This window comes from Mycobacterium adipatum, from assembly GCF_001644575.1.
GTDB lineage: Bacteria > Actinomycetota > Actinomycetes > Mycobacteriales > Mycobacteriaceae > Mycobacterium > Mycobacterium adipatum.
Map to the genome: position 1 here is coordinate 1,635,477 of NZ_CP015596.1, position 25,827 is coordinate 1,661,303.

The window sequence follows — 25,827 nt, forward strand, 5'->3', positions numbered from 1 at the left end:
AACGAGTGTAGTCAGAATGCTTCTGACAGGGACGGGAAGTTCGCCAGTGACTCAAGATACGTCCGAGACGTGCCCGGTGACCAGCGCATCAGCAGAGGTGGCGGCGGGCTGCCCGGTGAGCACCGGCGGCTACGACGCTCCGGCGATGCCGCTCGGTCCGGACTCGCTGACCTGGAGATACTTCGGTCAGTGGACCGGACTGTTCCAGGGCACCTGGGCCGGTTCGATGCAGAACATGCATCCGCAACTCGGCGCGGCGGTCGAGGAACACTCGATTTTCTTCATCGAGCGGATTCCGCGCCTGCTGCGCTCGATCTACCCGATCGGCGGTGTGGTGTTCGACGGAGGCCGCGCGCCCAAGACCGGTGCCGAGGTCCGCGATTACCACATCGGGATCAAGGGCGTGGACAAGCAGGGGCGCCGGTACAGCGCGCTGAACCCCGATGTCTTCTACTGGGCGCACGCGACGTTCTTCAAATCCACCCTGCTGGCCGCCGAGAAGTTCGGCGGCGGCATCTCGTTGGCCGACAAGCGTCAGCTGTTCGACGAGCACGTCGCCTGGTACCGGATGTACGGGATGAGCATGCGTCCGGTGCCCAAATCCTGGGAAGAGTTCGAACAGTACTGGGATCACATGTGCCGCAACGTGTTGGAGAACAACTACGCCGCGCGCGAGGTGATGGATCTGTCGACCATGCCCAAACACCCCTCGCTGCAGTGGATTCCGGATCCGCTCTGGGCGCTCAACCTCAAGATCATGCAGCGCTTCCTGACGTTCATGACCGTCGCCCTCTACGACCAGCCGGTGCGCGACCTGATGGGCTACACCTGGACTCCGCGCCAGCAGTGGCTGCACGATCGGCTCTGCAATGTCATCACGTTCGCCGGCAAGGTGGCGCCCAAGCGCTGGCTGATGCACCCGCGCAAGCGTTCCGCGGTGGACCGGGCCACCGGCCGCCTGCCTGCCGATGCTCCGCTGGTGCAGACCCCGGCGCGCAACCTGCCGCCGCTCGAATACCGTGGCCAGCCCCAGTTCTATTGCCCCGAGGTGGGGTAGCGCTGCCGTTACGCGCATCGCGCCGCGAGATTGCGGTTGTCGCGGTGTCTGCTCGAATTTCTGCGCGATAACCGCAACGTCGCGGCGAGGTCGTGTGCTGCGGTTCGTTGCGGGCTGCAACGCCGGGCTACCGTAGGGCCCATGCAGGGGCCCGAAATGCTCGGCGGCCGCTACGAACTGCGCGGTGTCCTCGGGCGCGGTGGTATGGCGGAGGTCCGTGAGGGCTGGGACACCCGGCTCGGCCGCGCGGTGGCGATCAAGCTGATGGACCCCGCGCTGACCGCGCTGCCGGAGAACCGCCGGCGCTTCGAGGCCGAGGCCCGCGCCGCGGCGCGTCTCAGCCACCCCCACATCGTCGCGGTGCACGACAGCGGTGAGCACAATGGCACGCCGTACATCGTCATGGAACGCCTGAGCGGGCGCACCGTGGCCGACCTGATCGCAGCCGGGCCGATGCCGCTCGCGCAGATCCGGTCCCTGCTCGGCGATGTGCTCTCGGCGTTGTCGGCGGCCCATGCGGCGGGCATCGTGCACCGCGATATCAAGCCGGCCAACATCCTGCTCACCGATACCGGCGTGCCCAAGGTCGCCGACTTCGGCATCGCCAAGAGTCCGGACTCCGGCCACACCGCGACCGGCCTGGTGATCGGCACGCTCGGCTATCTCAGCCCGCAGCGCCTGGCGGGACGACCCGCCACGGCCGCCGATGACCTCTACGCCGTCGGGGTGTTGGCGTTCGAGGCGCTCACCGGTCGGGTGCCCGCACCGCAGGAGAACCTGGCGGCCGTACGCCCGGATATCGAGCCCGCCCTGGCCTCGGTGGTGCAGCGCGCGATGGCCGCCGATCCGCGTGCCCGATTCGCCGACGCCGACCAGATGCGCGCCGCACTCTTCGCGGGGCGGCCGCAGACGTTGTTCCTGGACCAACCGCTGCCGGATCCGGCGACCGCCTACCTGCCGGTGCCGACGCCGCCCCGTCGCCGCCGCACCATGCTCGGTGTCATCGGTGCCGTGCTGGCCGTCCTGGTGCTCGTCATCGCCTTCGTGGTGGATACCGCGTCGCGCTCCGGCACGCCGGCGCCGGTGAGCACCACGACGACGCAGGCGCCCACCACCACGACGACGGTCACCCCGAGCACGGCCACCCCGACCACCCCGATCGTCCAGCAGCCGGTGCCACCGCCGGGCCGCGGCAACGGTGGGGAGAAGAAAGGGGAAAACGGCAAGGGCCCGAAGCCCAAGCGCGGTGACGGCGGGTAGGCGTGCGTGGTGCCCCCCGTAGGGCTCGAACCTACGACCTATGGATTAAAAGTCCACAGCTCTACCAACTGAGCTAGAGGGGCGTGGTGAATCAGGATACTGGGCGGCCTGATCGGGCGGGTGGGGGTATCCGGTTTGGGATTTCGCAGGGCTGTGTCCTAAGCTATCGAAGCTTCCAACGTCACCGGCGTTGAGAGCGGCCCGAAGAAATTCGGATAGGCCCCCATCGTTTAGCGGCCTAGGACGCCGCCCTTTCACGGCGGTAGCACGGGTTCGAATCCCGTTGGGGGTACGGCGCGACGGTGGTGACACACCGGAGCGAAGCAGTACAGAGCAAGGCCCTGTGGCGCAGTTGGTTAGCGCGCCGCCCTGTCACGGCGGAGGTCGCGGGTTCGAGTCCCGTCAGGGTCGCCATTTCGGCGAGGTATTCCGGTCGCAAGGCCGGAGCCTTCCGGCCAGGTAGCTCAGTTGGTACGAGCGTCCGCCTGAAAAGCGGAAGGTCGCCGGTTCGATCCCGGCCCTGGCCACTTCGCAGGATCGCTAATTGTCAGTTCCGTAACATTGTCCCCACCGATCACGATCAACCTCACGTGTCGCACTCATTCGGGGATGAAAAGCGCAGTCGTCTGAAGGCCGTCATCGGCGCGGTGCTCGTCGCGCTGGCGTTCGCCTGTGGTGCCGCGCCGCAGGCCGCAGCGCAACCGGCCGGCAAGGACTTCACCAAGCCCGCCATCGTCATCCTCGGGTACGGCCTCACCCCGGACGGCTGGATGCGACCGATTCTCTACACCCGGGTGTTGACCGGCCTCGCCGTCGCGCAGGCCTTTCCGCAGTCCCCGATCATCGTCACCGGCGGCAACCCGCGCAACGGGCGCACGGAGGCCGGGGAGATGCGCAACCTGCTGCGGCTGCTCGGTTTCCCCGCAAACCGGATCATCGTCGAGGACAAGGCCAACAGCACGGTGCAGAACGCTCAGTTCTCCGTGCCGCTGGCCGAGAAGGCCGATACCTCGGGGATCATCCTGGTGACGTCCTCGACGCACCAGGATCGCGCCGACGGGAACTTCGCCGACGCGGGCGCCAATGTGCTGGCCACGGTGAGCTTCCCGGACGGCAGCCCGCAGACGAACATCACCCAGTTCATCCGCGACGTGCTCAGCCCGCTGACCCCCATCGGCTGAACCGTTCTAAGGTGGCCGGGTGACGACGGACGCTGCTACGGGAGACTTCCGGGCCCGACTGCTGGCGGCGTTCGAGGCGTCGATCGCCGAGGACGGCTACGCCAAGACGACGATCGCGGACATCGTGCGCCGGGCCCGAACCTCGCGCCGGACGTTCTACGAGCACTTCTCCAGCAAGGACGAGTGCTTCATGGCGCTGCTCGCCGAGGCCAATGCCGACCAGGTCCGGTCCATCGCTGCCGCCGTCGACCCCGAGGCGCCTTGGCAGCGGCAGGCCCGCCAGGCCATCGAGGCCTGGATCGCCTCCGGGGAGTCCCGGCCCGATCTCACGCTCAGCTGGATTCGGGACGGACCTTCGCTGGGTGCGGCGGGACGCGACCTCACCCGCGAATCCATGGAGCACTTCATCGATATGGTCACCGCGCTGGTCGACAGCGCGCAGTTCCGCGCCGCCGGGATCGGCCCGGTCTCGCGGCAGCGGATCATCATGCTGCTGGGTGGCCTTCGTGAGCTCACCGCCATCACCGTCGAGAACGGCGGCACGTTGAGCGATATCACCGAAGAGGCGGTCGACGCCACGATTGCCTTGTTCACGCCGCGCTGACCTCTCCGGCGGTCTCGACCTCTCCGGTACGTTGATCTGATGGTTCGGCCCGCTCAGACTGCGCGCAGTGAGCGCACCCGCGAGGCGCTGCGCCAGGCGGCCATGGTCCGGTTCCTCGCCCAGGGGGTGGAGGACACCTCGGCCGAACAGATCGCCGCGGATGCGGGCGTCTCGCTGCGGACCTTCTACCGGCACTTCTCGTCCAAGCACGATCTGCTGTTCGTCGACTACGACGCCGGACTGGAGTGGTTCCGCACCGCCCTGGCCAACCGCTCCCCGCAGGAATCGATCGTGGAGTCGGTGCACTCGGCGATCCTGCAATCCCCGTACGACGTGGACGCCGTGGCCAAGATCGCCGAGCTGCGCGCCGACGAGCTCGACCCCGGCCGCATCGTGCGCCACATCCGCCAGGTCGAGGCCTCGTTCGCCGAGGTGGTCGAGGAACATCTGCGACACGACGATCCACCGGCGCCCGGCTCGGATGCCGCGCTGCGCGTCACCGTTGCGGCGCGCTGTATCGCCGCAGCGGTGTTCGGTGCGATGGAGGTGTGGATGCTGGCCGAGGAGCGGTCGCTGCCGGAGCTCGCCAGGCTGTGCCGGACGGCGCTGGACTCGCTGGAATCCGGAGTGATCCCCACGCCATAGCTGTGCGATGTTTTGACAATATTGACAAAACATAGCCCCGGGGTGCAGCCTGGGCTGATGCCGGACTACGACGCGATCGTCATCGGCGCGGGCCACAACGGCCTGGCCGCCGCCGCCCTGCTGCAACGCGCCGGAATGCGCACCCTGTGCCTGGAGAGCAAGCTCTACGCCGGTGGAATGGCTTCCACCGTCGAGCTTTTCGACGGGTACAAGTTCGAGATCGCGGGCTCGCTGCAATTCCCGACATCGGCGGTGGTGAGCCACGAGCTCGGGCTGGATGCGCTGCCGACGGTCGACGTGGACGTCATGTCGGTATCGCTGCGCGGCATCGGGGATGACCCCGTCATCTACTACACCGATCCGATGAAACTGCTGACCCACCTCAACGAGGTGCACGGAGCCGAGGCCGTCAACGGGATGGCCGGCCTGATGGCGTGGAGCCTGGCGCCCACCCGCGCGCTCGGCCGGTTCGACGCCGCGACACCGCCGAAGACACTCGACGAGATGTATGCCTGTGCGCAGAACGAATTCGAGCATTCGGCGATCACCGACATGCTGTTCGGTTCGGTCACCGATGTGCTCAACCGCTACCTGCCCGACCCGGAGAAACACGGTGCGCTGCGCGGCATGCTCAGCTTCCTGGCGGTTAACACCACCTATCGCGGCCCGGCCACCCCGGGTAGTGCGGCGGCCCTTGCCTTCGGGCTGGCCGTCCCCGACGAGAACGCCGTGCTGATGAAGAAGCTGCGCGGCGGGATCGGCTCGCTCACCACGCATCTCAGTGACCTCTTGACCGTCGGTGGGGGAGAGCTGCGGCTGCGCTCCCAGGTCGAGGAAATCCGCACCGCAGACGGCCGCGTGACCGGGGTCCGGCTGCAGGACGGGTCGGAGATCAGCGCGCCGATCGTCGTCTCCGCCCTCGCCCCCGACCTCACCGTCACGGGATTGCTGGACGCGGCGGCCGTGCCGGCCGAGGCGCGTGAACGCTATACGCGCGTCGATCATCGTGGCAGCTATCTGCAGATGCACTTCGCGCTGGACGGTATCCCGACCTTCACCGAGCCGTACGGGATGCTCAACGACCCCGAAATGCAGTCAGCCATCGGTCTTTTCAACACACCCGAGGAGCTGCAGCAACAGTGGGAGGACTGTCGCCGCGGTATCGTGCCCGCCGACCCGGCCATCGCCATGCAGATGCCCTCGGTCAAGGACCCCGGCCTGGCGCCACCGGGAAAGCATGCGGTGTCCGCATTCTCGTTGTGGTTCCCCGTGGAAGAATCGGCAGGGGCGTCATACGGCGAGCTGAAGAACCAGATGGGCCAACGCGTGATCGACAAGATCAACCGACTGGCCCCCGATTTCGAGAGTCTGATATCCCGGCACACCACGTTCACCCCCAAGCATATGGGGACCATGTTCGGCGCGCCGGGCGGTGACTACTGTCACGGCCTGATCCACCCGGAACAGATGGGGCCGAATCGGCCGGGCCCGAGAGGCTATGCGGATCAAGAACTCCCGGTGCAGGGGCTCTATCTGGGCAGCGCCGGCTGCCACGGCGGGCCGGGCATCACGTTCATCCCCGGGTACAACGCCGCCAAGGCCGCGCTGGCCGACGCGCGTTAGTCGTCGTCCACCGCGCTGCCGTCCGGGGTCGCGCCGCCTTCGTCGGACCAGTCGGAGCGGTCCTCGGCTCCCTTGGCAGGGTCGCTCATGACATCGTCGCGCGCGCCGTCGGCGCCGGCGTCTGACTCGGTGGTCTTGGGATCTGCGCTCACAACCGGAGAACTACCCGTTCCGCCGGGTGCGGAAACAGCCCGTCAGCCGCGCTGAAGCTGCTGCATCCAATCCCGGGGCACCCGCCCACGCGGACCCGGCACCGGCTGATCGGTGGGGTGGGCCTGCGGTGCAGCCAGATCGGGCCCGTCGTAGTAATCGTTGGTGGCGTAGTTCCAGAACCAGTCCTCGCCGGGTTCGAAGCTACGGATGACGGGGTGCCCGGTGTCGCGCCAATGCCGGGAGGCGTGCTTGGCCAGCGAGTCATCGCAGCAGCCGATATGCCCGCAGGCCGCGCACCGGCGCAGGTGTACCCACCACCCGCCGTCGGCGTCGCACTCCACGCATCCGGTACCGCTCGGGGGTCTGGTCGGGTCGACGTCCACCCGTGCGAGTCTACTTCCGCTCCCGCCAGGCCCGCTCGAACGGCAGCCGCCACGCGTTCGGGGCGATCAGCTGGTGGATGGCGTTGGGCCCCCACGTGCCGGGCTGATACAGCTTGGCCGGTGGTGGATCGTCGAGCAGTGCAGCCGAACGCTCCCACAGGGATTCGATGCCCTCGGCGGTGGTGAACAGGGTGTGGTCGCCGCGCATCGCGTCCAGGATGAGGCGCTCATAGGCCTCCAGTACGTCGCCGTTGGTCGGGATCTCCGTGGTGGAGAACTGCATCGACATCTTGTCCAGTTTCATGCCCGGCCCGGGCCGCTTGCCGTAGAACGACAGCGACACCTTGGAGTTGTCGGCCAGGTCGAAGGTCAGGTGGTCGGGGCCCTGGGAGCCGACACCCGAGCCGGCCGGGAACATGGTGCGCGGGGCCTCCTTGAAGGCGATCGAGATGATGCGCATGCCCTCGGCCATCTTCTTTCCGGTCCGCAGGTAGATCGGCACCCCGGCCCACCGCCAGTTGTCGATGCCGACCTTGAGCGCGATGAACGTCTCGGTGTCGGAATCTCTTGCCACCCCCTCGAGTTCGCGGTATCCGGCGAACTGCCCACGCACGACGTCGTTGCACTGGATCGGGAGCATGGAGCGGAACACCTTGTTCTTCTCCTCGCTGATCGCGCGCGGCTCCAGCGCGGTCGGCGGCTCCATCACCACGAATGCCATCACCTGGAACAAGTGCGTGACCACCATGTCCTTGTAGGCGCCGGTGCTCTCGTAGAAGTTGGCCCGCTCGTCCAGCCCGAGCATCTCGGGAATGTCGATCTGGATGTGATCGATGAAGTTCCGATTCCAGATCGGCTCGAACAGCCCGTTGGCGAACCGGAACGCCAGGATGTTCTGGGCGGCCTCCTTGCCCAAGAAGTGGTCGATCCGGAAGACCTGGCCTTCCTCGAACGTCTCGTGCACGAAATCGTTCAGCGCGACCGCGCTGGCCAGGTCGGTGCCGAACGGCTTCTCCATGACCACCCGTGAGCGGTCCACCAGATCGGCCTCCCGCAGCATCGTGATGACGGCGCGGGCAGCCTTCGGGGGCACCGAAAGATAGTGCAGCCGTTGGGCGTTACCGCCGAGTCGGGCATCGGCCTCGGCGACGGCCGCGGCCAGCGCCGCCGGGCCGGCACCCTGCGGGACGTAGCTGAGGATCTTCGAGACATTGGCCCACTGTTCGTCGGTCAGCTTGTGTGTGCCGAACCGCTCGATGGCGTCCTTGACCAGCGCGCGAAACTCATCGTCGGTGAGATCCTCCAACGAGGTCCCGACCACCTGGATGTTGGGCGCCAGCTCCGACTGGTCCAGGTAGGCCATCCCGGGCAGCAGTTTGCGTTTGGCGAGATCGCCGGTGGCGCCGAACAGGACGATGACATGGGGTTCGAGCGGGTCGGTGTCGCGGCGGTGCGGGCGGGCACCCGGAGCGGGGTAGGCGATGGTCTGCGGGTTCTCGGCGGCCATGGCGGGGATGTTGCCATCCCTACGTTAACGCTGCGCGACATCGCTACTGTCAGGCCATGGCAACCAGCGTTTCCCGTGAAGTGGTCATCGAAGCGTCCCCGGAGGAGATTCTCGCCGTCGTCGCCGACGTCGAATCGACACCGACCTGGTCGCCCCAATACCAAAAGGCCGAGGTGGTGGACCGCGACGCCGAGGGCCGCCCGCGTCGCGTCATCCAGACCATCAAGACCGTCGGCATCAGCGATCAGCTGACCATCGACTACACCTGGGAGGACAACAAGGTCAGCTGGGTGCTGGTGAAGGCCAGTCAGCTGAAGTCCCAGGAATGCAGCTACACGCTGACGCCGGAAGGGGACAACACCCGGGTCCGCTTCGACATGACCATCGACCTGGCCATCCCGCTGCCGGGGTTCATCCTGAAGAAGGTGATGAGCGGAGCGATTGACGTGGCGACCGATGGCCTGCGCAAGCAGGTGCTCAAGGTGAAGAAGGGCTAGCCGGCCGGCCATTCGCCCCCGGATTTGCTGCCGACGGGCGCGTAAATTGGCAACGCCCAGATCGCTGAAATCCTTGCACGATCTTAAGAGCGGTCTTATATTTGCTTGATGGTTGTCAGAGCGTCGAGAGAAGTCCTCTTCGACGCCTCGCCGGAGGCGATCCTGGATGCGCTCGCCGATATCGACGAGGTGCCGACCTGGTCCACCCTGCACCGGTCCGCCGAGGTGGTGGACCGCCATCCCGACGGCAGACCCCATCACGTCAAGGCGACCGTGAAGATCATGGGGATCACCGACAAGGAGATGCTCGAATACCACTGGGGTGACGACTGGATGGTCTGGGACGCCCAGGACACTTTCCAGCAGCGCGGCCAGCACGGCGAGTACAAGCTGATCCGCGAGGGTGACCGCACCCGCGTCCGGTTCGACCTCATCATCGATCTGGTCGCGCCGATCCCGGAGTTCCTGCTGCGCCGCGCCAAGAAGATGGTGCTCGATGCGGCCGTGGACCGGCTGCGTACCCGGGTCACTCGCTTTTACGGCTAGTCATCAGGGTGGGCGGGGCGGCGCTTCGCTCGCCGGCGGCTAACCGCGCCGAAACCGTGCCGCAACACGGCCGGCCTAGTCTCGGCGGATGGGGGTCAGGGGCTCGGTGCTACTCGAATGCCTGATCGCCGAGCGGGCCGGAACCTCCCAGGACGGGGTGCTCGGCGAGCTGCGCCGCGCGATTCTCGACGGTGGCGTCCCGCCCGGAACTCCGATCCCGCTCGCCGAGGTGGCCGAGGTGTTCGGGGTGAGTCAGATCCCGATCCGCGAGGCATTGAAGACACTCGTGGCCGAGGGGCTGGTCTCGCACCGTCGCAACGGGGGCTACACCGTCGCGCTGCTGACCGCCCAGGAACTGCGCGAAATGTACATCGTGCGTGAGACGTTGGAGTCCGCCTCGCTGACCGCCGCGGTGCACAATGCCACCGACACCGACCGTGCCGCCGCCGTGATCGCCCACCAACGTCTGGAGCAGGCGATCCGGGACGGTGATGCGGCCGCATATCACCGCGGCAGCAGGAAGTTCCATGCCGCGCTCACCGGTCCGTCGCGCATGCACCGGCTCCTGCACATGCTCGAGGGTGCCTGGAATGTCACCGAACCGGTGCAGTCGATGGTGCATGTCAGCCACACCGACCGCGCCATCCTGCATGCCGACCACCGGGCCATGCTGGAGGCGTTCCTGGCCGGTGACGTCACGGCGCTGCTCGATGTCTCCGAACAACACGCCGCGCGGCTCAACGCCGTCATCGCCACCCTGCCGCGGCACACCGGTCTGCTGGCGTGAACGAATATATTTTCGACGCAACCGCGCGATAGTTCCAGCGAAACAGACGGGAAACAACGCGGTCGGATAGTCGGCAACCATGACCGATACCGTTGTACCTCCGCATAACGCGCCGCCGGGAGCCGTTGTCGGCGCCGGTGACATCGTCGAAGCCGCCGGTCACCCCGTCGGCGGCGGCGTCATCAAACCCGGTTACGACCCCCGGCTCACAAACGAGGACCTCGCCCCGCTGGGCAAACAAACCTGGTCCTCGTACAACATCTTCGCGTTCTGGATGTCCGATGTGCACAGCGTCGGCGGGTACGTCACCGCGGGCAGCTTGTTCGCGCTCGGGCTGGCCAGTTGGCAGGTGCTGATCGCACTGCTGGTCGGCATCAGCATCGTGTATTTCTTCTGCAACCTGGTCGCCAAACCGAGCCAGGTGGCCGGGGTGCCGTATCCGGTGATCTGTCGCACCGTCTTCGGTGTGCTCGGCGCCAACATCCCGGCGATCATCCGCGGTCTGATCGCGGTGGCCTGGTACGGCATCCAGACGTTCCTGGCCTCGGCGGCATTGGACATCGTGCTGATCAAACTCTTCCCGAGCCTGGCCCCGTACGCCGTGGTCGCCGACTACGGATTCGCCGGGCTGTCGCTGCTGGGCTGGGGCAGCTTCCTGCTGCTGTGGGTGCTGCAGGCCTGCGTCTTCTGGCGGGGTATGGAATCGATCCGCAAGTTCATCGACTTCTGCGGACCCGCGGTGTACGTCGTCATGTTCATGCTCTGCGGTTACCTGATCTACAAGGCGGGTTGGGGCGCCATCGATTTGAACCTCGGTGGGGTCACCTACACCGGTTGGTCCTCGGTGCCGGTGATGTTGGGTGCCATCGCGTTGGTGGTCTCCTACTTCTCCGGCCCGATGCTCAACTTCGGTGACTTCTCGCGGTACGGAAAGTCGTTCGAGGCGGTGAAGAAGGGCAACTTCCTGGGCCTTCCGGTCAACTTCCTGGTGTTCTCGGTGCTGGTGGTCGTCACCGCATCGCTGACCCTGCCGGTGTTCGGTGAGCTCATCACCGACCCGGTCGAGACGGTGGCGCGCATCGACAGCACCTTCGCGATTGTGCTGGGCGCGTTGACCTTCGCCATTGCCACCATCGGCATCAACATCGTCGCCAACTTCATCTCGCCGGCATTCGACTTCTCCAACGTCAGCCCGCAGCGGATCAGCTGGCGCGCCGGCGGCATGATCGCCGCCGTCGGTTCGGTGCTGATCACCCCGTGGAACCTGTACAACAACCCCGAGGTGATCCACTACACGCTGGAGACCCTGGGAGCGTTCATCGGCCCGCTGTTCGGTGTGCTGATCGCCGACTACTACCTCATCCGCAAGCAGAAGGTGGTGGTGGATGATCTGTTCACCATGGACGAGTCCGGGAAGTACTGGTACACCAAGGGATACAACAAGGTGGCCGTCATCGCCACCGTCGTCGGAGCGGTGCTGGCCATGATCCCGGTGCTGCTCGGTGGATCGGTGACCGGCATGCACACCGCCGCGCAGTACAGCTGGTTCATCGGCTGCGGTGTCGGCTTCGCCATCTACTACCTGCTGGGCAAGCGGGACGCCCTGGTTGCAGAATCGGTGTCGTGACGCGCATTTGGGTGATCAATCCGAACACCACCCGGGCCATGACCTCGACCGTCGAGGTCTGTGCCCGGGCGGTGGCGGCCGTGGGCACCGAGGTGGTCGGTATTACCTCCGAGTTCGGGCCGCCGTCGATCGAGTGCCACTACGACGAGGCGATGAGCGTGCCCGGGCTGCTGGCGGCGATCCGCCGCGGTGAGGCCGAGGGTGTCGACGGTTACGTCATCGCCTGCTTCGGGGATCCGGGCCTGGACGCCGCGCGGGAGGTGGCGGTCGGCCCGGTGATCGGTATCGCCGAGGCCGCCATGCATGCCGCCAGTCATCTGGGCCGCGGTTTCAGCGTCGTGACCACGCTGAGCCGCACCATCGGGCGGGCCGAGGATCTCGCCGAGCGTTACGGGATGGCGCGGTTCTGCCGGGGCTATCACGCCTGCGAGATTCCGGTTCTGGATCTCGAAACCGACCCGATGGCAACGAAAATCGTCACCGATGCCTGCCGGGAGGCCGTTGAGCACGACGGTTCCGACGCGGTGGTGCTGGGCTGCGCCGGGATGGCCGATATGTGCCGGCACATATCGGAGGAGATCGGTGTCCCCGTGGTCGACGGTGTCACCGCGGCCACGTTGATGGTGCAATCCCTGGTGACGATGGGTCTGCGCACCGGCAAGCGTGGTGAGTTCGCGGCACCGCCGGCCAAGGAGTACGTCCCACGGGTGTAGGTCGTGGTGGCGGGTCCGGCGGGGTGTTGTGCCGCCGGACCCGCTGTGCGGGCGGCTTCACTGTGGAGTTATCAAGGTGCGGTGCAGGTGTGGTTATGCCGCGGTGGGTAGGTCGGTCATGGTGCGTCGGGCGTGGGAGCGCAGGTGCGCCGGTTCGGGTCCGGTCGGGTCATGCGGTGGTATGAACCAGGGATGGCGGTCGGAACCGAGGTAGACCTGCCAGCCGCCGTGGTGGATGGCGGTGTGGTGCAGCCGGCAGAGCAAAACCCCGTTGTCGAGGCTGGTGGTGCCGCCGTGTTCCCAGGGGGTGATGTGGTGGGCGTCGCACCAGGACACCGGTCGCCCGCAGCCGGGGTGTGCGCAGCCGCCGTCGCGGACCGCCAGGCCTTTGCGGATCGCGGGGGTGAAGAGCCGTTCGCTGCGCCCCACATCCAGTGGTGCGCCCGAGTGGTCGACGGTCACCGTCGTGAGGGTGCTGTCACAGGCGATCAGCTCGGCCGTGGCGGCGGTGATCGGCCCGCCGAACCCGAGGGTGTCCACGCCCTGCGTTGCGGGTCGGATGAGGGTGACGTGCGGGAGCACCCCACCCGACATCGGGCGCTGCGAGTTCGAGAGGTAGGTGCGCAGTATCTGCCCGAAGGCGTCGGCGCGGCGCCGCCCGGCCGGGCGGGGGTCCGGGGATCCGTCCGGCAGCGGGATGGGCCGAGTTAACGGGTCCAGGGCGGCGAGCAGTTCCTCGCCAGTGAGCGCATCGAGGTCGAGGGTGGCCGCCACCCGCCCGTCCTCGGTGTGCACCACGCTCATGTCGTTGAGGTCGGCGTTCTCGGCGACCGGCACCGCACCCTCCTCGGGAGATGAGGTGGCGGCTTTGGCGATGGCGATCCCGCGGGCCTTCTTATCCACCCCCGACGGCGTGCTCTGAATCATCAGGGTGGTGACGACCTCGGTGCGCTCGTCGTCGGTCAACGCCACCCGGGCTTCAATGTGGCTGACGCCTTTGCCGACGGCGTCGGCGAACTCGATCCCGACCCCACCGAGGCGCTGGGCCCGGGTCAGCGCCGACAGCCGGTGCGCGGCCCGCCCCACCCGCACGGCTCGATACGCCGCACCGGGGGCCACCCCGATGTTGGTGAGCAGATCGGCCCCCGACCGTAGGTGCCGCCGCGCCGGAATCCCGGCCCGCTCGGCGGCCACGACCGCGGAGGCGATGACATGATCAGCCAGGTTGCGCAGGGTGACCGCGGCGGCCAGCACCGCCACCACGGCCTCGTCGTCAACACCGCGGCGGGGAGCGTCGAGCAGATGAAACAGGGGGCGATCCTCCTCCCGCGCGGCGACAGGGGTGAGGTCATCGATCAACGCGTCAACAAACGTGTCGAGATCAGTGGCGTCCATAGGGATACCGGCTTTCACAGAAGGTGCCCGCACGGGGGCACGATCAGTCAATACGGTCCGCAGGGCCCCAAAGGGGCCATCGAACCTCGCGGCGACCGGAGTCGCGGTCTGAGCTCACCGGATGATGGCAGGAGCTACATCGCATTCGAACTTATGTTCGACTATACGTGCGAATGTCAACCTGTGCAAGGGGTTTCTCGACGAATGTGGCTATGAGTTCCGGTGACGATGCTCCGCGCACGAGGTTCGGGGCGGCTCGCCGGGGCTCTGGCCTAGTCGAGGTGCAGTGGCGCCGGGTGAACCGTCCGCCAGTGCTCGGCGATCTCGATGCGCCGTGCCACCCACACCCGGTCGTGCGATTGCACGTGGTCCAGGAACCGCTGCAATGCCGCGGCCCGTGCGGGCCGGCCGACCAACCGGCAGTGCATACCGACCGACAGCATCTTCGGTGCTCCGGCAACACCTTCGGCGTAGAGCACATCGAATGCGTCGCGCAGGTGCGCGTAGAACTCTTCCCCGTTGGCGAACCCGGCAGGCGAGGAGAATCGCATGTCGTTGGTGTCCAGGGTGTACGGCACCACCAGATGATCCTGGTCGCGCACCGTCACCCAGTACGGCAGATCGTCGGCATAGGAGTCCGAGTCGTAGACGAACCCGCCGTGCTCGACCACCAGGTCACGGGTGTGCGGAGAATCCCGGCCGGTGTACCAGCCCAGCGGGGCCGCGCCGGTCAGGTCGGTAAGGATCTGCACCGCCTCGGCCATATGGGCACGTTCGGTGTCCTCGCCGATCAGCTGATAGGACTTCCAGCGCAGGCCGTGGCAAGCGATTTCGTGGCCCAGCTCCGAGAATGCCGCCACCGCTTCGGGATTGCGCTGCATCGCACGGGCCACCGCGAAGATCGTCAACGGCAGACCGCGCTGTTCGAAGATCCGCAGAATTCGCCACAGCCCGGCGCGTGAGCCGTACTCGTACATCGACTCCATGCTCATGTGACGATTGCCGAACGGTTCGGCCGGAGTCATCTCGGACAGGAATGTCTCCGACGCCGGATCCCCGTCCAGGATCGAGTTCTCTGATCCCTCTTCGTAATTCAGCACAAACTGCACGGCGATCGCCGCGCCGCCGGGCCACCGGGGGTCGGGGATGTCGCGCCCGTACCCGACGAAGTCCCGCGGGTACGTCACGCCAGCTCCCCGAACAGCCGGAGCCGGGCCAGCCCGCCATCGGGGTAGATGTCCAGCCGCACCTCGGTCAACACATCGTCGGCGTCGATGAGGAACTTGTGTCTGGTGTCGGGTAGCAGGTCGGTACGCGCCAGCAGTTCGACCGCCGTTCCGTCGGCCCGGAAACCGGTGAGCGCGGCCGCACCGGGGGAGTTGCCGATGAAATAAGAGGTGTCGATCTCGGCCAGGTTGATCCTGCCGGGCCCGGCCAGCCGGAACCGCACCCAGTCATTGGCGTCATCGCGGCGGCGGGCGGTCTCCCAGCCGTCACCCATCACCTGGGCATAGCCGGGGAAGATCAGATTCTGCGGGGAACTGTAGAAGCGATTGGAGCAGTCCAGGACAAGCCCGCCGTTCTCCAGCGCGGCGAGATCGAGGGGGCCGACGCCGAAGAACCGCTTGTCCGGCAGGCCCTCGCCGTGCACCCGCAGCCGTGCAACCCCGCCGTCGGGGTAGATGTTCAGTCGTACATGGGTCCAACGGCTTTGCGAGTCGACCTCGAAGTTGTTGCGGGTGTCCCCATAGGCCCGGCTGCGGGCGATCAGCGGCGTCCAGTTCTGGTCGGCGGCCAGCTGCTCGGCGGTGGGGTAGCCGTCCACCTCCAGCGCGTCCAGCGAGACGGCAGGCGGGTAGTTGCCCTTGAACCACGCGGTGTCGACCACCACCCCGCGGATCACCCCGGGCACGCCGAGCCGGATGATCGCGGTGTCGTGGCCCGCTTCGCGCCGGCGCCGGGTCTCCCAGCCGTCGTACACCTGGCCCTTGTGTCCGAACGAGGCGGGCTGATACGTCGACGGTCCCTGCGAGATGAGATTCTCCTTCTCGGCGAAGGATTCGTCATTGGCCCAGACGACGGCGCCGCCAAGGGTGCGCAGCGCCAGGTCCGGCAACCAGGTGAAGTCGGGCAGGGATTCGGTCATATCGGATTCCGGTCCTTGAGCTTTCGCAGTACGTCGAGATCGGCTGAGGGGGCCAGTGCCAGGACGTCATCGATGTCGAAGGCGCCACAGTCCAGGCCGCGCAGCACAACCGTGGACAGTGCCTCGGCGGTGGCGGGCTCATCGACGATGGCGCCACCGCGGCGGTCCAGGTAGGCCTGCAGTCGCGGTGCGGCCGCCACGAGCGCGGCGCGGAAGAAGGTGAAGGTGGCCAGCCAACGGGTCACCAGATGGCCCGGGTGCATGTCCCAGCCCTGGTAGTAGCCGCGTTCCAGCGACCGGGTGACCAGCCGGTGATGGCGGCGGATCGCGGCCTCCACCTGGTCTCCGGAGCCGACCGGAAACACCTGGGTGGACCCGTCAGCGATCCACACTCCGGTCTGCGCGGCGGCGGTCTGCATGACGGCTTTGGCGTGGTCGGCGACGGGATGGTCCAGCGCCTGCTGCTGGGGCGCGATGCCGCAGGCGGCGCTGTAGTCGTAGGTACCGTAATGCAGTCCGCTGCACCGGCCCCCGGCGAGGGCGATGGCGCGCGCCACCGTCGCGGCGCCGTCGGAACCGATCACCGCCTGCGGGCTCTCGATCTGCAGCTCGAACCTGCACGTGCCAGCGGGCAGACCGTGCGCCTGCTCCAGTGCCTCGCACAGCCACACCGTGGCCGTAACCTGTTCGGCCGCGCGAAGCTTCGGCACGGTGAACACGAAACCCGGTGGGACGCCGCCGTCGAGCACCAGTTCCAGGGTGCGCACCGAGCGGCGACGGTCCGCGGCGGTGAGCCCCTTGATCCGGATGCCGGAAGTGCCCAACCCGAGCGCGCGCAGGGTGTCCCCGGCCCGGATCGCGTCATCGTCTTCCACGGCGTCGGCGCGTCGCCCATAGCCGTCCTCGAAGTCCAGGCGCAGATCGTCGATGGGTGCGCGGCGCAGCCGGTCGCGGACCATCGCCAGGGTGGTCTCGTCGGCGAGCCCGCCGAACACGCCGGGATGGCTGTCGAGCAGCTCGAGCGCTTGTGCGCCCCATTCGATGACGGTGGCCGGACTCGCGTCGGCGGCGCTGACGTAGACGGTGTGCACGGGCTGACTGCCTGTCCCGTCGCCCGGATACCGCGCCGCCAGGGCCGCGTCCACATCGTCGAGCAGGGCATCGACGCGGGTGAGCGTGTCCTCGGGGACTCGGCGCACGGCGGGCATCGGTCCATCCTGCCGTGTCAGTGCGACTTGAGCACCCCGAGGCGGCGGATCGCCTCGTCCATCGTGTCGTCGCGTTTGCAGAAGGCGAAGCGCACCAGATGATTCCAACCGTTGTCAGCGCTGGTGAAGGCCGACATGGGGATCGCCGCCACCCCGGCGCGCTCGGGAAGCTCGGCGCAGAATGTGGTGGAGTCGGTGTACCCGAGCGGGCGTGGGTCTGCGCACAGGAAATAGGTGCCGTGGCTGTCGTGGACGACGAAACCGATATCGGTGAGGGCCGCGGCCAGCCGATTGCGCCGGGCCTCGAACGTATCGCGCAGCGCCAGCGACCAGTCGTCCTCCTCGTCGAGGGCCTGAGCCACCGCGGGCTGGAACGGGGCGCCACCCACGTACGTCAGGTACTGCTTGGCCGCCCGGACGCCGGCGATGAGGTCGGCGGGACCGCATGCCCAGCCGATCTTCCAGCCGGTGACATTGAACATCTTCGCCGCGCTGGAGATGGTGACGGTGCGTTCCGCCATGCCGGGCAGCGCTGCCAGCGGCAGGTGGCGCAGCCCGCGGGGATTGGAGTAGACCAGGTTCTCGTACACCTCGTCGGTGATCACCAGCAGGTCGTGCGTGATCGCCAGGTCGGCGATCGCCGCGAGTTCCTCGGCCGAGGCGACCGTGCCGGTGGGGTTGTGCGGTGAATTGAGGACGAGTGCGCGGGTGTTCGCCGTGACCGCATCCCGCAATGCCTGGATATCGATGGCGAACCCGCGGCCGTCGGCCACCATGGGCACCGCGACCCGCCGGCAGCCGGCCATCGCGATGACGGGGGAGTACGAGTCGTAGAAGGGTTCGATCACCAGCACGTCGGAGCCGGGTTCGACGAGCCCGATGATGGATGCCGCGATGGCCTCGGTCGCCCCGACGGTGACCAGGATCTCCGAGTCCGGGTCGTAGTCGACGCCGTAGCGGCGGCGGCGTTGACGGGCAATGGCCTCGCGCAGCGCCGAAGTCCCGAGGCCCGGTGGGTACTGGTTGACGCCCTCGGCGATGGCGTCCTGCGCGATCTTCAGCATCGCCGCGGGCCCGTCTTCGTCGGGGAAGCCCTGGCCCAGGTTGACCGCCCCGATGCGGGCGGCCAACGCCGACATCTCCGCGAAGATCGTCACCGCGTACGGCTGGAGTCGGCGCACCGTCATGGTCTCGACCCTAATCGTGCTGGGCCGCGAGTCCGGGCGGCACCACCCGTAGCTTCGCGGCGATTCGGGTCAGCGCCGCCAGGTCGGTGCTGGTGAGTGGGTCGATGACCAGTTCGCGCACCGTGCGCACGTGGATCGGGGCCGCTTTCACCACCATCTGGTATCCCGTCGCGGTGAGTTCGGCCAGCGTGTAGCGACCGTCGTCGGGATCGGGGAAGCGGATCACCCATCCGCGTTGCTCGAAGCGCTTCACCACATTGGACAGCCTCGACAGGGATCCGTTGGCCAGGAACGCCAACTCGCTCATCCTGATTCGCCGATCGGGTGCGTCGGATATGTGGCTCAGCGTCAGGTACTCGAAGAGGGTGAGGTCGACCTGCCGGAGCGGGGCCTCGAGTTGGCCGGGCATGAGCAGGATCAGGGAGATCAAACCCGTCCATGCCTGCTTCTCGTCCTCGGACAGCCATTGGGGTGCGCCGGTGCTCGCCATTGCCGTTACTTTACGCGTGAAGTCATCGGGTGTACGGTTCACTTCATGCATGAAGTAAAAAGTGGACCGAAGGTCCAGTTCTTCGCCACGGCCGGCTACGGGGAGATGTTGCTCGCGGAGCGGCACTACCACCAGGCGGTCCGCATCGGTGACCGCGTCGAGACCTCAGGACAGGGTGGCTGGGATGACGATCTGAACTTCCCGGAGTCGCTGCGGGACGAGATCGTGCGGGCCTTCGACAATGTCGAGCGCACCCTGGCCACGGTCGGTGCGGCCTGGCGTGATGTGGTCCACGTGAACACCTACCACGTGCTGACGGTGGATGCAGATTTCGCCACCCACAACGCGGTCGTGATTGACCAGCTGCGCACGCGGGCCCCCGAACGCGCACCCCTGTGGACCGAGACCGGCGTCACCGCGCTCGGTGCGCCGGAGATGCGTTTCGAGATCCGTGTCACTGCGGTCATCGAGAACTGATGCGCGCCATCGTCTTCCGCCCCGATGCCGCGCGTAGTTTCGCGTTCGCCGAGGTGCCCGACCCGGTACCCGCGGCGCGCAACGAACTGCTCATCGACGTCAAGGCCATCTCGCTGAACTTTGGTGAGGTGAAGTATGCCGACAACGCCGAACACCCCGGCGACATCCCGGGCTGGGACAGCGCAGGCGTAGTCGTGGCCGCTGCCCCGGACGGCTCGGGCCCCCGGTCGGAACCAGGGTGGCCGGAGCGGCCTGGTCGCAGGGCTGGGCGCAGCGGCGAGTGCTTGCATCGGAAAACGTTGCGGTGATCCCCGATTCGGTCGACTTCGAAACCGCGGCGGCTCTGCCGGTCGCTGGGGTGACCGCCGTTCAGAGCATCCGCAGGCTGGGTCCTGTGCTCGGCAAGAGAGTGCTGATCACCGGCGCGTCGGGAGGTGTGGGCCGGCTCGCCGTCCAGCTGGCTGCCCGGGCGGGTGCGCACGTGATCGCCGCGGTCGGCAGTCCAGAGCGCGGCGCAGGCCTGGGTGCGCTCGGGGCCGCCGAGATCGTGGTCGGTCTTGACGGGGTCGCCCCGGTACACGGCGTGGTCGAACATGTCGGCGGCGCCATGCTGGCCGATGCGTACGGACTGCTCGAAGACGGCGGCACGGTCATCGCCGTCGGCTCGGCGTCCGGGCAGCCGACGATGATCGACTTGGAGGCGGCGCGAATGGCCGGGAAGAACAACAGGATCGAGTCGTTCATGGCGCGCTGGCCGGTGGGCGGGGAACTGCAATACGTGCTGGACCTGACCGGCCGCGGCCAGCTGGATGCGCAGGTCGGCTACCGCGACGGGTGGGACAACCTCGATGCGGCGATCGACGCACTGCTCGATCGGCGGGTGGCCGGCAAGGCGGCGCTCACGGTCAGCTGAGCGCAGGCAGCAGATCCGTCTGCAGCCAGTCGGTGAAACTCTGCCAACCGATCTGCGGGTACTGCGCGTGCAGCGCACCGATGTCCACGGTGTAACCGCCGCCGGCAAGGAAGGTGAACATCGCCCGCATGTCGCCGGAGGCGATGAGTGCGGGGTCGCGGGTCACCAGTTCGACGGTCCTGCCCAGTGTCTCGGAGAGCGCGGTGGCCATCTGCCGGCCGGTCGGCTCGTCGGAGGCGATATCGATGCGTGCGCCGCGGACCGGATCGGGATCGGTCAGCACGGCGGTGACGAACCGTCCCAAGTCGCGCCGGGACAGCTGTTGCAGCGGCGCGTCCGCGGGCAGCGGAAGCTCGAAAACGCCGGCCCGGATGTCGTCGAGGCCGCCCAGCATGTTGTCGTAGAAATACGACGGCCCCACGATGGTGTACGACAACCCCGACTGGGCCAGTGCCACTTCCACCGCGGCCTTACTGTCGAAATGCGGTATGCCGGTGTGTTGGTCGGCGTCGGCGACCGAAGAGAACACCAGGTGGGGCACGCGTGCCGACTGGGCGGCTGCCAGGATCGTCGCGCCCTGCGCGACTTCGGCCTCGGGCCCGTCCTCGAACGGGGTGGTGAGCGCATATGCCCCGTCCACCCCGGTGAACGCGCGGGCCACCGACGCTTCGTCGGACAGGTCGGCGGCCACCACCTCCACCCCGGCCTCGGTCAGCCGCAGCGCCGCACGGGAATCCGTGCGACGGGTGATCCCGCGAACCGTCGCGCCCTGTTCGAGCAGAGCGGTCACCACCGCACCTCCCTGCGCGCCGGTGGCACCCAGTACCGCAAAGTGTCCAGTCACCCGTCCAGCCTAGTACCGGGGTGTCCCAGATCAGCCGGTCCGGCTCACCCGGTGGAATAACCGGCGCGCACCGAGGTTGACACAGCAGTGGCAATCTCTTTGATCAACCCGGACAATCACATTCACGTACCTGCATACCACCAAGTGGCGGTGGCCGTGGGATCCAGGCAGGTCCATATCGCCGGTCAGGTGTCCTGGGACCAGGACGGAAATCTGGTGGCGCCCGGGGATCTCGCCGGCCAGGTCGCCCAGGTTTTCCGTAACGCGCACAACTGTCTGCAGGCGGCCGGCGCCACGCTCGCCGATCTGGTCCGTGTCACCTGGTATCTGGTGGATTGGGAACCGGCGAAGGCGGAAGCGTTCCTGGCCGGCCTTGAGCAGGCGGGTCGTGAGTTCGATATGTCCACGCCTCGGGGCACCGTGATCGGCGTGAGTGCGCTATGGACGCCGGAACTGCTCGTGGAGGCGGAGTTCACTGCCGTGGTCGACTGAGGTCCTCGTACACGCAGCGGAGGCGCTGTCATACCCCAGCCGAGGTCAGGGCAGCTGTGGTGCCGGCTGGGGAAGCGGATGAGCACCCTGCGGCCGCAGTCCGTCGAAGATGATGGCGAGATAGCGCTGCCACAGCAAGGGTGCTGGCGTCGAGAGGTTTTCGACGATGTGAACCGGCGCGCACATCATCAGGAAGACGTCGGTTTCGGTGACGTCTGCGCGGATGGCGCCCGCAGCGCGAGCGCGGTGTACGAGTGTGCCGAGTCGGGTGTGCAGCTCGTCTCTCAGCGCGGCCACCGTCGGGTGGTCATCGCTGACGGACTGCAGGAACGTCAGGTCATGCTGCTGGCGTTGATCGGCGGCCACCGTCAGAAACTCCAGTAGCGCCGCCCCCGGATCCGGCGAATCCTCCAACCGGTGGGCAACCGTCGTCAGCGTCGCGAGATGACCGGAGACGATCGCCGCGATCAGGTCCTCCTTCGACGCGAAATGGCGAAACACCGTGCCCTTCGCGACACCCGCGCGGCGCGCGATATCGGCTATGGAGGCGGACAGTCCCCGTTCGGCGAATTCGGCCTCCGCGGCGATGAGGAGCAGGTCGCGGTTGCGCGCTGCGTCCGCACGGAGGGCGCGATTCGGCGGAGCCACACCGCCAGCCTATCAAGTTGACCGATCGGTCATGTTGGCGTTAACGTGGCGGAGTTGAAGATGACCGATTGGTCACTTTATTGGCCTCGACGGATTCGCGGAGGAAGCATGCACGTGCGCGGCGCAACAGCCCTTGTCACAGGAGCCAACCGGGGAATCGGCAGGCACTTCGCCACCGAACTCCTCCGTCGCGGGGCGAAGGTCTATGCCACCGCGCGGCGCCCCGAACTGGTCGACGTCCCTGGTGCTCAAGCGATGCGCCTCGACATCACCGATCAGTCCTCGGTGGAGGCGGCCGCCGCGCTCGCCCAGGATGTCGACGTGCTCATCAACAATGCCGCCGATACGGCCGGGGGCAACCTCGTCACCGGCGACCTGGCGGCCATCAGATCGACGATGGATTCGAACTACTACGGGACGCTCGCCATGATCCGGGCCTTCGCGCCCATTCTTGCGCGCAACGGCGGTGGCGCGATCCTCAACGTCCTGTCGGCCGTGGCGTGGAACACGGTGGCGGGCAACACCGCATACGCCGCAGCCAAGTCGGCACAGTGGGGCCTGACCAATGGCGTGCGCATCGAGCTGGCCGGCCAGGGCACCCTGGTTGCCGCGCTGGTGCCCGGGCTGGTGGGCACCCAGACCCTGTTCGACTTCGCCGAGCAGGCCGGCATGGACCTTCCCGCCGAGGTGGTGACCGACCCCGCCGACCTCGTCCGCCTGGCCCTCGACGGTCTGGAAGCCGGCGATATCGAGATTCTGGACCGACTTGCCGTGGCCGCCAAGGAATCATTGACGGGTCCGCCGCGGGCTTTTGCGTGGTGACTTTGCGCGTCCGCGCCCGAACTCAGGTGGCGAACAGCCGCGACGTGCGCTGCTCGTGACGCATCCCGCTGATCTCCAGCGCGGGGGACAGGCTGCTCAGCTCCGACAGCGGACGTTCACACGCCGAGGCCGCCACCCGGGTCATCGACGCGGCATTGCGCAGCTGGATGCGTTGGCTCTGCAGCGGCCCGAGCCGGCCCAGCCGCACGGCGGCGCTGAGCATCGAGGCCATCAGCGAGCGCAGCGAACCCAGGACGGCGAGCTGTTCGGTGACACCCAGATGGGCCTGCACCACCCCGTCGACGACGGCGGCGTGACCGGGCGTGCTGCCGGCCAACACGGCGCGCAGGTACGGGTGCTGCTCGGCGATGCCGATATCGCAGGCCGTGGCGGTCAACTGCCGGCCCGCCGACACTGACGCCGTGCGGGCATTGTCGAACAGCTTGTGGGACGCGATCAGCGTGTCGAGCTCGGTAAGGCGCTGCGCCGACTGCCAGTCTCGCCATGCGGCGGCGGTGACGGTGCCATCCAGCGTCGCGTAACCGTGGGTGAGGTAACCGCACACCGCCACCTCGATCGCGTCGGCGCCGGCATCGGGACGCAGGGCCAGCCATTCCTCGAGGCCATGGCTGTGCACCATTCGCCCGGCCGGAAACGCGCTGTCGTGCAATTGCAACCACAGGGCGATCGCGGTGACCGGGTCAGTGGTGATGGCCGGCATGGTGGTGGGCTTCGTGGTGGTCGGATGACGTTGCAGACCACCCGTCGGCGGCCATCGCCATCTCGGTGACCTCACCGATCACGCCGAGCCCGGTGAGCATCTCCCGCGCGGCGGCCGCGCTGGTGAACAGCGGCACGGTCAGCGTGTCATCGTCGACGTCGATGGGCGCGTGCTGGTTGCCCAGCGTGTGGCCCAGCAGCAGCATGGCGCGTGCGGTGTTGTCGGCGAAGCGCACCCGGATGGCCGGTTCGCGCGGACGCCGCACCACGACGGCATTGACACCGTCATCGGCGATCACCATGTCGTGGCGCAGGAAGGCGCCGCGCGGCAACATGATTCGCACCTCGATCCCGGTGTCGGTGATAACGAGCTGACGGTGCTTGCCGGCATCACCCCAGCCGATGTCGACATGGTGGCGGCGGCGCCCGGCGAAGGCCGGGCTATCGGCGGTTCCGAGAACGGCATCGGCTAGCACGTCAGGCGCTCCTTGCGATCGGTGGGGACAGCACACTGCGGCGGGCCGCGGCATGCAGCGCGCGGCAGGCTTCGTTCAGCTCGGGGGCGCGTGCGGCGGTCAGCCGCGCGAAAACACCCGCCCGGTGCGGAAGTTCACCGGCACCACCGAGCACACCCGCCAATCCGGCAAGGCTGGCCCGAACCGCGGCCAATGCCGGCTCGGGTGGCCGGCCGGGGGTGAGGATGAGCAGGGTGGCCAGATAGTCGCTGTCCAGACCCGCCTGTGCGGTGATGAGCTGGCGGTCCCGCGCGATCGCCCTGCCCCGCACCCGCACGGTGAAGGAGTTGTCGACGCCTGCGTACCGGAACCGTTCGCCGTGCGCGATGCGGCCCGCGGCGATGGCATCCCAGCCGATATAGGTCCCGCCGTCATCGATGTCCAGCTCGACGCTCTGGGTGAACATCGAATCCGATTGCGGAATGACGGTTTTTGGCAGGTACTCCAGCGCGGCGCCGGCTTCGACGGTGAACCGCAACCGGTGCCGGGCGCCGGGTCCTGCCCCGGCGAACACCTGGGTGGCGGCCTGGTTGGTCAGGTGCAGATGGGAGCCGGCCGCGCAGTGCACGGTGGTGTGCAGATCGTCATCGGAGAATGTGCCGCCGCTGGGGCTCTGTACACACAGGACGGCCGCGCGCGGATAGTCGAGGTCGGTGTGCAGGGCGGTGGTCACCCGCTGCGGGTAGCGTTGGCGCAACTCGGCGATCCGGGTGGTGCCGGTGGCATCGGTCAGCGTGTGCACCGTGAGCTCTCCGGGCGCTATCATGTTCTGGCCGTGAGCATCACACCGCGCAACAACTCGTCCGTCAACGCCTCCAGTCCGGCACCGGCGCGCAGATCGGTGAACACCGTGGGCTTGACCGGGCGGGCGATGGCGCAATCGCGACGCATCCCGTCCAGATCGGCGCCCACCAGTTCGGCCAGGTCGATCTTGTTGACCACCAAAAGATCCGCCTGCAGCAGCCCGATGCCCTTCTTGCGTGGGATGTCGTCGCCACCCGCGGTGTCGATGACGAAGATCCAATAGTCCACCAGATCGGAGGTGAAGGTGGCCGCCAGATTGTCGCCGCCGGACTCGATGAGGATGATGTCGAGATCGTCGAACTCGGCGCACAGCCGGCGTGCGGCAGCCAGATTGGCGGACGGATCCTCGCGGATGGCGGTGTGCGGGCAGGCCCCGGTTTCGACGGCCAGCACCCGGTTCGGGTCGATGACACCGCTGCGGCGGACCCGTTGGGCGTCCTCGTCGGTGACGAGATCGTTGGTGATGACGGCGATGCCGAGACCCCTGGCGATGAGCTGGGGGACCAGCATCTCCACCAGCCGGGTCTTGCCCGATCCGACCGGCCCGCCGATGCCGACGCGGAGTACCTCGGACATGGTGATC

Annotated in this window: 31 protein-coding genes and 4 tRNA genes; 19 read left to right on the plus strand and 16 right to left on the minus strand. The window is 67.5% G+C overall.

Annotation, left to right across the window (positions count from 1 at the left end):
* The first annotated feature begins 16 nt into the window (after positions 1-16).
* Together A7U43_RS07755 and A7U43_RS07760 are read left to right on the plus strand one after the other, a co-directional pair.
* Positions 17-1,057 carry an oxygenase MpaB family protein gene (locus A7U43_RS07755; protein ID WP_197499977.1) on the plus strand — a complete coding sequence of 347 codons (1,041 nt, stop codon included), beginning with the start codon at positions 17-19 and terminating at the stop codon, positions 1,055-1,057.
* A 141-nt stretch (positions 1,058-1,198) separates the two neighbouring features.
* Positions 1,199-2,317, plus strand: a complete 1,119-nt coding sequence (locus A7U43_RS07760) for a serine/threonine-protein kinase (RefSeq protein ID WP_067993124.1) — start codon at positions 1,199-1,201, stop codon at positions 2,315-2,317.
* 7 nt (positions 2,318-2,324) lie between these two features.
* Here A7U43_RS07760 and A7U43_RS07765 read toward each other — a convergent pair.
* Positions 2,325-2,400 (minus strand) — tRNA-Lys (locus A7U43_RS07765).
* Positions 2,401-2,536: 136 nt separating this feature from the next.
* On the opposite strand from A7U43_RS07765, the gene A7U43_RS07770 reads away from it, so the two are divergent.
* The 7 genes from A7U43_RS07770 to A7U43_RS07800 all read left to right on the plus strand — a co-directional run bounded on the left by A7U43_RS07770 (position 2,537) and on the right by A7U43_RS07800 (position 6,370).
* Positions 2,537-2,609, plus strand: a tRNA-Glu gene (locus A7U43_RS07770).
* A gap of 45 nt (positions 2,610-2,654) precedes the next feature.
* Positions 2,655-2,731, plus strand: a tRNA-Asp gene (locus tag A7U43_RS07775).
* Positions 2,732-2,770: 39 nt separating this feature from the next.
* Positions 2,771-2,844: transfer RNA gene (locus tag A7U43_RS07780), tRNA-Phe, on the plus strand.
* 63 nt (positions 2,845-2,907) lie between these two features.
* Positions 2,908-3,498, plus strand: a complete 591-nt coding sequence (locus A7U43_RS07785) for a YdcF family protein (RefSeq protein WP_082902045.1) — start codon at positions 2,908-2,910, stop codon at positions 3,496-3,498.
* A 19-nt stretch (positions 3,499-3,517) separates the two neighbouring features.
* On the plus strand, positions 3,518-4,102 hold the full coding sequence (locus tag A7U43_RS07790) for a TetR/AcrR family transcriptional regulator (RefSeq protein WP_067993128.1): 585 nt from the start codon (positions 3,518-3,520) through the stop codon (positions 4,100-4,102).
* Positions 4,103-4,141: 39 nt separating this feature from the next.
* Complete coding sequence (locus tag A7U43_RS07795; protein WP_067993131.1) at positions 4,142-4,747, plus strand: TetR/AcrR family transcriptional regulator; 606 nt, start codon at positions 4,142-4,144, stop codon at positions 4,745-4,747.
* Between the two features lie 57 nt (positions 4,748-4,804).
* Positions 4,805-6,370, plus strand: a complete 1,566-nt coding sequence (locus A7U43_RS07800; protein WP_067993134.1) for a phytoene desaturase family protein — start codon at positions 4,805-4,807, stop codon at positions 6,368-6,370.
* On the opposite strand, the gene A7U43_RS30045 is transcribed toward A7U43_RS07800, so the two are convergent.
* The 3 genes from A7U43_RS30045 to zwf are packed head-to-tail and all read right to left on the minus strand — an operon-like array spanning position 6,367 to position 8,413.
* Positions 6,367-6,522, minus strand: a complete 156-nt coding sequence (locus tag A7U43_RS30045; protein WP_197499978.1) for a hypothetical protein — start codon at positions 6,520-6,522, stop codon at positions 6,367-6,369. The genes A7U43_RS07800 and A7U43_RS30045 overlap by 4 nt on opposite strands.
* A gap of 42 nt (positions 6,523-6,564) precedes the next feature.
* The gene (locus A7U43_RS07805) at positions 6,565-6,906 is read right to left on the minus strand and encodes a UBP-type zinc finger domain-containing protein (protein WP_067993136.1); all 342 of its coding nucleotides are present in this window, start codon (positions 6,904-6,906) and stop codon (positions 6,565-6,567) included.
* Between the two features lie 10 nt (positions 6,907-6,916).
* Positions 6,917-8,413: a glucose-6-phosphate dehydrogenase gene (gene zwf, locus A7U43_RS07810; RefSeq protein WP_067993138.1), complete on the minus strand. Its 1,497-nt coding sequence runs from the start codon at positions 8,411-8,413 to the stop codon at positions 6,917-6,919.
* A 56-nt stretch (positions 8,414-8,469) separates the two neighbouring features.
* Here zwf and A7U43_RS07815 point away from each other — a divergent pair, with 56 nt between their 5' ends.
* The 5 genes from A7U43_RS07815 to A7U43_RS07835 all read left to right on the plus strand — a co-directional run bounded on the left by A7U43_RS07815 (position 8,470) and on the right by A7U43_RS07835 (position 12,583).
* Positions 8,470-8,910: an SRPBCC family protein gene (locus tag A7U43_RS07815; RefSeq protein ID WP_067993141.1), complete on the plus strand. Its 441-nt coding sequence runs from the start codon at positions 8,470-8,472 to the stop codon at positions 8,908-8,910.
* 108 nt (positions 8,911-9,018) lie between these two features.
* Positions 9,019-9,456 (plus strand): SRPBCC family protein, encoded by a 438-nt coding sequence (locus tag A7U43_RS07820; protein WP_067993144.1) that lies wholly within the window; start codon positions 9,019-9,021, stop codon positions 9,454-9,456.
* Between the two features lie 88 nt (positions 9,457-9,544).
* On the plus strand, positions 9,545-10,243 hold the full coding sequence (locus A7U43_RS07825) for a GntR family transcriptional regulator (RefSeq protein WP_067993145.1): 699 nt from the start codon (positions 9,545-9,547) through the stop codon (positions 10,241-10,243).
* Between the two features lie 79 nt (positions 10,244-10,322).
* Complete coding sequence (locus A7U43_RS07830) at positions 10,323-11,870, plus strand: NCS1 family nucleobase:cation symporter-1 (RefSeq protein WP_067993148.1); 1,548 nt, start codon at positions 10,323-10,325, stop codon at positions 11,868-11,870.
* A complete protein-coding gene (locus A7U43_RS07835) occupies positions 11,867-12,583 on the plus strand; it encodes an aspartate/glutamate racemase family protein (protein WP_067993151.1) in 717 nt (238 codons plus the stop codon). Before A7U43_RS07830 ends, A7U43_RS07835 begins: the two co-directional genes overlap by 4 nt.
* A 93-nt stretch (positions 12,584-12,676) precedes the next feature.
* Here the strand turns inward: A7U43_RS07835 and A7U43_RS07840 are convergent, their stop codons facing one another.
* The 6 genes from A7U43_RS07840 to A7U43_RS07865 all read right to left on the minus strand — a co-directional run bounded on the left by A7U43_RS07840 (position 12,677) and on the right by A7U43_RS07865 (position 19,009).
* Positions 12,677-13,978 (minus strand): HNH endonuclease signature motif containing protein, encoded by a 1,302-nt coding sequence (locus A7U43_RS07840; protein WP_067993154.1) that lies wholly within the window; start codon positions 13,976-13,978, stop codon positions 12,677-12,679.
* Between the two features lie 272 nt (positions 13,979-14,250).
* Entirely contained in the window at positions 14,251-15,165 is a 915-nt protein-coding gene (puuE, locus tag A7U43_RS07845; RefSeq protein WP_067993156.1) for an allantoinase PuuE, read from the minus strand.
* Positions 15,162-16,124, minus strand: a complete 963-nt coding sequence (gene alc, locus A7U43_RS07850; RefSeq protein WP_067993159.1) for an allantoicase — start codon at positions 16,122-16,124, stop codon at positions 15,162-15,164. The genes puuE and alc overlap by 4 nt, the downstream gene beginning before the upstream one ends.
* On the minus strand, positions 16,121-17,332 hold the full coding sequence (locus A7U43_RS07855; protein ID WP_067993163.1) for a DUF6986 family protein: 1,212 nt from the start codon (positions 17,330-17,332) through the stop codon (positions 16,121-16,123). Before A7U43_RS07855 ends, alc begins: the two co-directional genes overlap by 4 nt.
* 17 nt (positions 17,333-17,349) lie before the next feature.
* Positions 17,350-18,519, minus strand: a complete 1,170-nt coding sequence (locus A7U43_RS07860; RefSeq protein WP_067993168.1) for a pyridoxal phosphate-dependent aminotransferase — start codon at positions 18,517-18,519, stop codon at positions 17,350-17,352.
* A 10-nt stretch (positions 18,520-18,529) separates the two neighbouring features.
* Positions 18,530-19,009: a MarR family winged helix-turn-helix transcriptional regulator gene (locus A7U43_RS07865; RefSeq protein ID WP_067993172.1), complete on the minus strand. Its 480-nt coding sequence runs from the start codon at positions 19,007-19,009 to the stop codon at positions 18,530-18,532.
* Positions 19,010-19,054: 45 nt separating this feature from the next.
* On the opposite strand from A7U43_RS07865, the gene A7U43_RS07870 reads away from it, so the two are divergent.
* Genes A7U43_RS07870 through A7U43_RS07875 form a run of 3 tightly spaced genes read left to right on the plus strand, consistent with a single transcriptional unit; the run spans position 19,055 to position 20,399 of the window.
* On the plus strand, positions 19,055-19,486 hold the full coding sequence (locus A7U43_RS07870; protein ID WP_067993177.1) for a Rid family hydrolase: 432 nt from the start codon (positions 19,055-19,057) through the stop codon (positions 19,484-19,486).
* Complete coding sequence (locus A7U43_RS30295) at positions 19,486-19,794, plus strand: MDR/zinc-dependent alcohol dehydrogenase-like family protein (RefSeq protein ID WP_231963541.1); 309 nt, start codon at positions 19,486-19,488, stop codon at positions 19,792-19,794. The genes A7U43_RS07870 and A7U43_RS30295 overlap by 1 nt, the downstream gene beginning before the upstream one ends.
* Positions 19,791-20,399: a zinc-binding dehydrogenase gene (locus A7U43_RS07875; protein WP_231963542.1), complete on the plus strand. Its 609-nt coding sequence runs from the start codon at positions 19,791-19,793 to the stop codon at positions 20,397-20,399. The genes A7U43_RS30295 and A7U43_RS07875 overlap by 4 nt, the downstream gene beginning before the upstream one ends.
* Here the strand turns inward: A7U43_RS07875 and A7U43_RS07880 are convergent.
* Positions 20,392-21,243, minus strand: coding sequence for an NmrA/HSCARG family protein (locus A7U43_RS07880; protein WP_067993180.1), 852 nt, complete (start codon positions 21,241-21,243; stop codon positions 20,392-20,394). The genes A7U43_RS07875 and A7U43_RS07880 overlap by 8 nt on opposite strands.
* A 150-nt stretch (positions 21,244-21,393) precedes the next feature.
* Here A7U43_RS07880 and A7U43_RS07885 point away from each other — a divergent pair, with 150 nt between their 5' ends.
* A complete protein-coding gene (locus A7U43_RS07885) occupies positions 21,394-21,735 on the plus strand; it encodes a RidA family protein (protein WP_231963543.1) in 342 nt (113 codons plus the stop codon).
* Between the two features lie 45 nt (positions 21,736-21,780).
* Here the strand turns inward: A7U43_RS07885 and A7U43_RS07890 are convergent, their stop codons facing one another.
* On the minus strand, positions 21,781-22,383 hold the full coding sequence (locus A7U43_RS07890) for a TetR/AcrR family transcriptional regulator (protein ID WP_067993186.1): 603 nt from the start codon (positions 22,381-22,383) through the stop codon (positions 21,781-21,783).
* Positions 22,384-22,491: 108 nt separating this feature from the next.
* Between A7U43_RS07890 and A7U43_RS07895 the strand changes: the two genes are divergently transcribed.
* Positions 22,492-23,205, plus strand: coding sequence for an SDR family NAD(P)-dependent oxidoreductase (locus tag A7U43_RS07895; protein ID WP_067993189.1), 714 nt, complete (start codon positions 22,492-22,494; stop codon positions 23,203-23,205).
* A gap of 22 nt (positions 23,206-23,227) precedes the next feature.
* Here A7U43_RS07895 and A7U43_RS07900 read toward each other — a convergent pair whose 3' ends face one another.
* The 4 genes from A7U43_RS07900 to ureG are packed head-to-tail and all read right to left on the minus strand — an operon-like array spanning position 23,228 to position 25,820.
* Positions 23,228-23,926: an urease accessory protein UreF gene (locus A7U43_RS07900; protein WP_067993192.1), complete on the minus strand. Its 699-nt coding sequence runs from the start codon at positions 23,924-23,926 to the stop codon at positions 23,228-23,230.
* The gene (locus A7U43_RS07905) at positions 23,907-24,401 is read right to left on the minus strand and encodes an urease accessory protein UreE (protein ID WP_067993196.1); all 495 of its coding nucleotides are present in this window, start codon (positions 24,399-24,401) and stop codon (positions 23,907-23,909) included. Before A7U43_RS07905 ends, A7U43_RS07900 begins: the two co-directional genes overlap by 20 nt.
* A gap of 1 nt (position 24,402) precedes the next feature.
* A complete protein-coding gene (locus A7U43_RS07910) occupies positions 24,403-25,206 on the minus strand; it encodes an urease accessory protein UreD (protein WP_067993198.1) in 804 nt (267 codons plus the stop codon).
* Complete coding sequence (gene ureG / locus A7U43_RS07915) at positions 25,203-25,820, minus strand: urease accessory protein UreG (RefSeq protein WP_067993202.1); 618 nt, start codon at positions 25,818-25,820, stop codon at positions 25,203-25,205. Before ureG ends, A7U43_RS07910 begins: the two co-directional genes overlap by 4 nt.
* Positions 25,821-25,827: the final 7 nt, after the last annotated feature.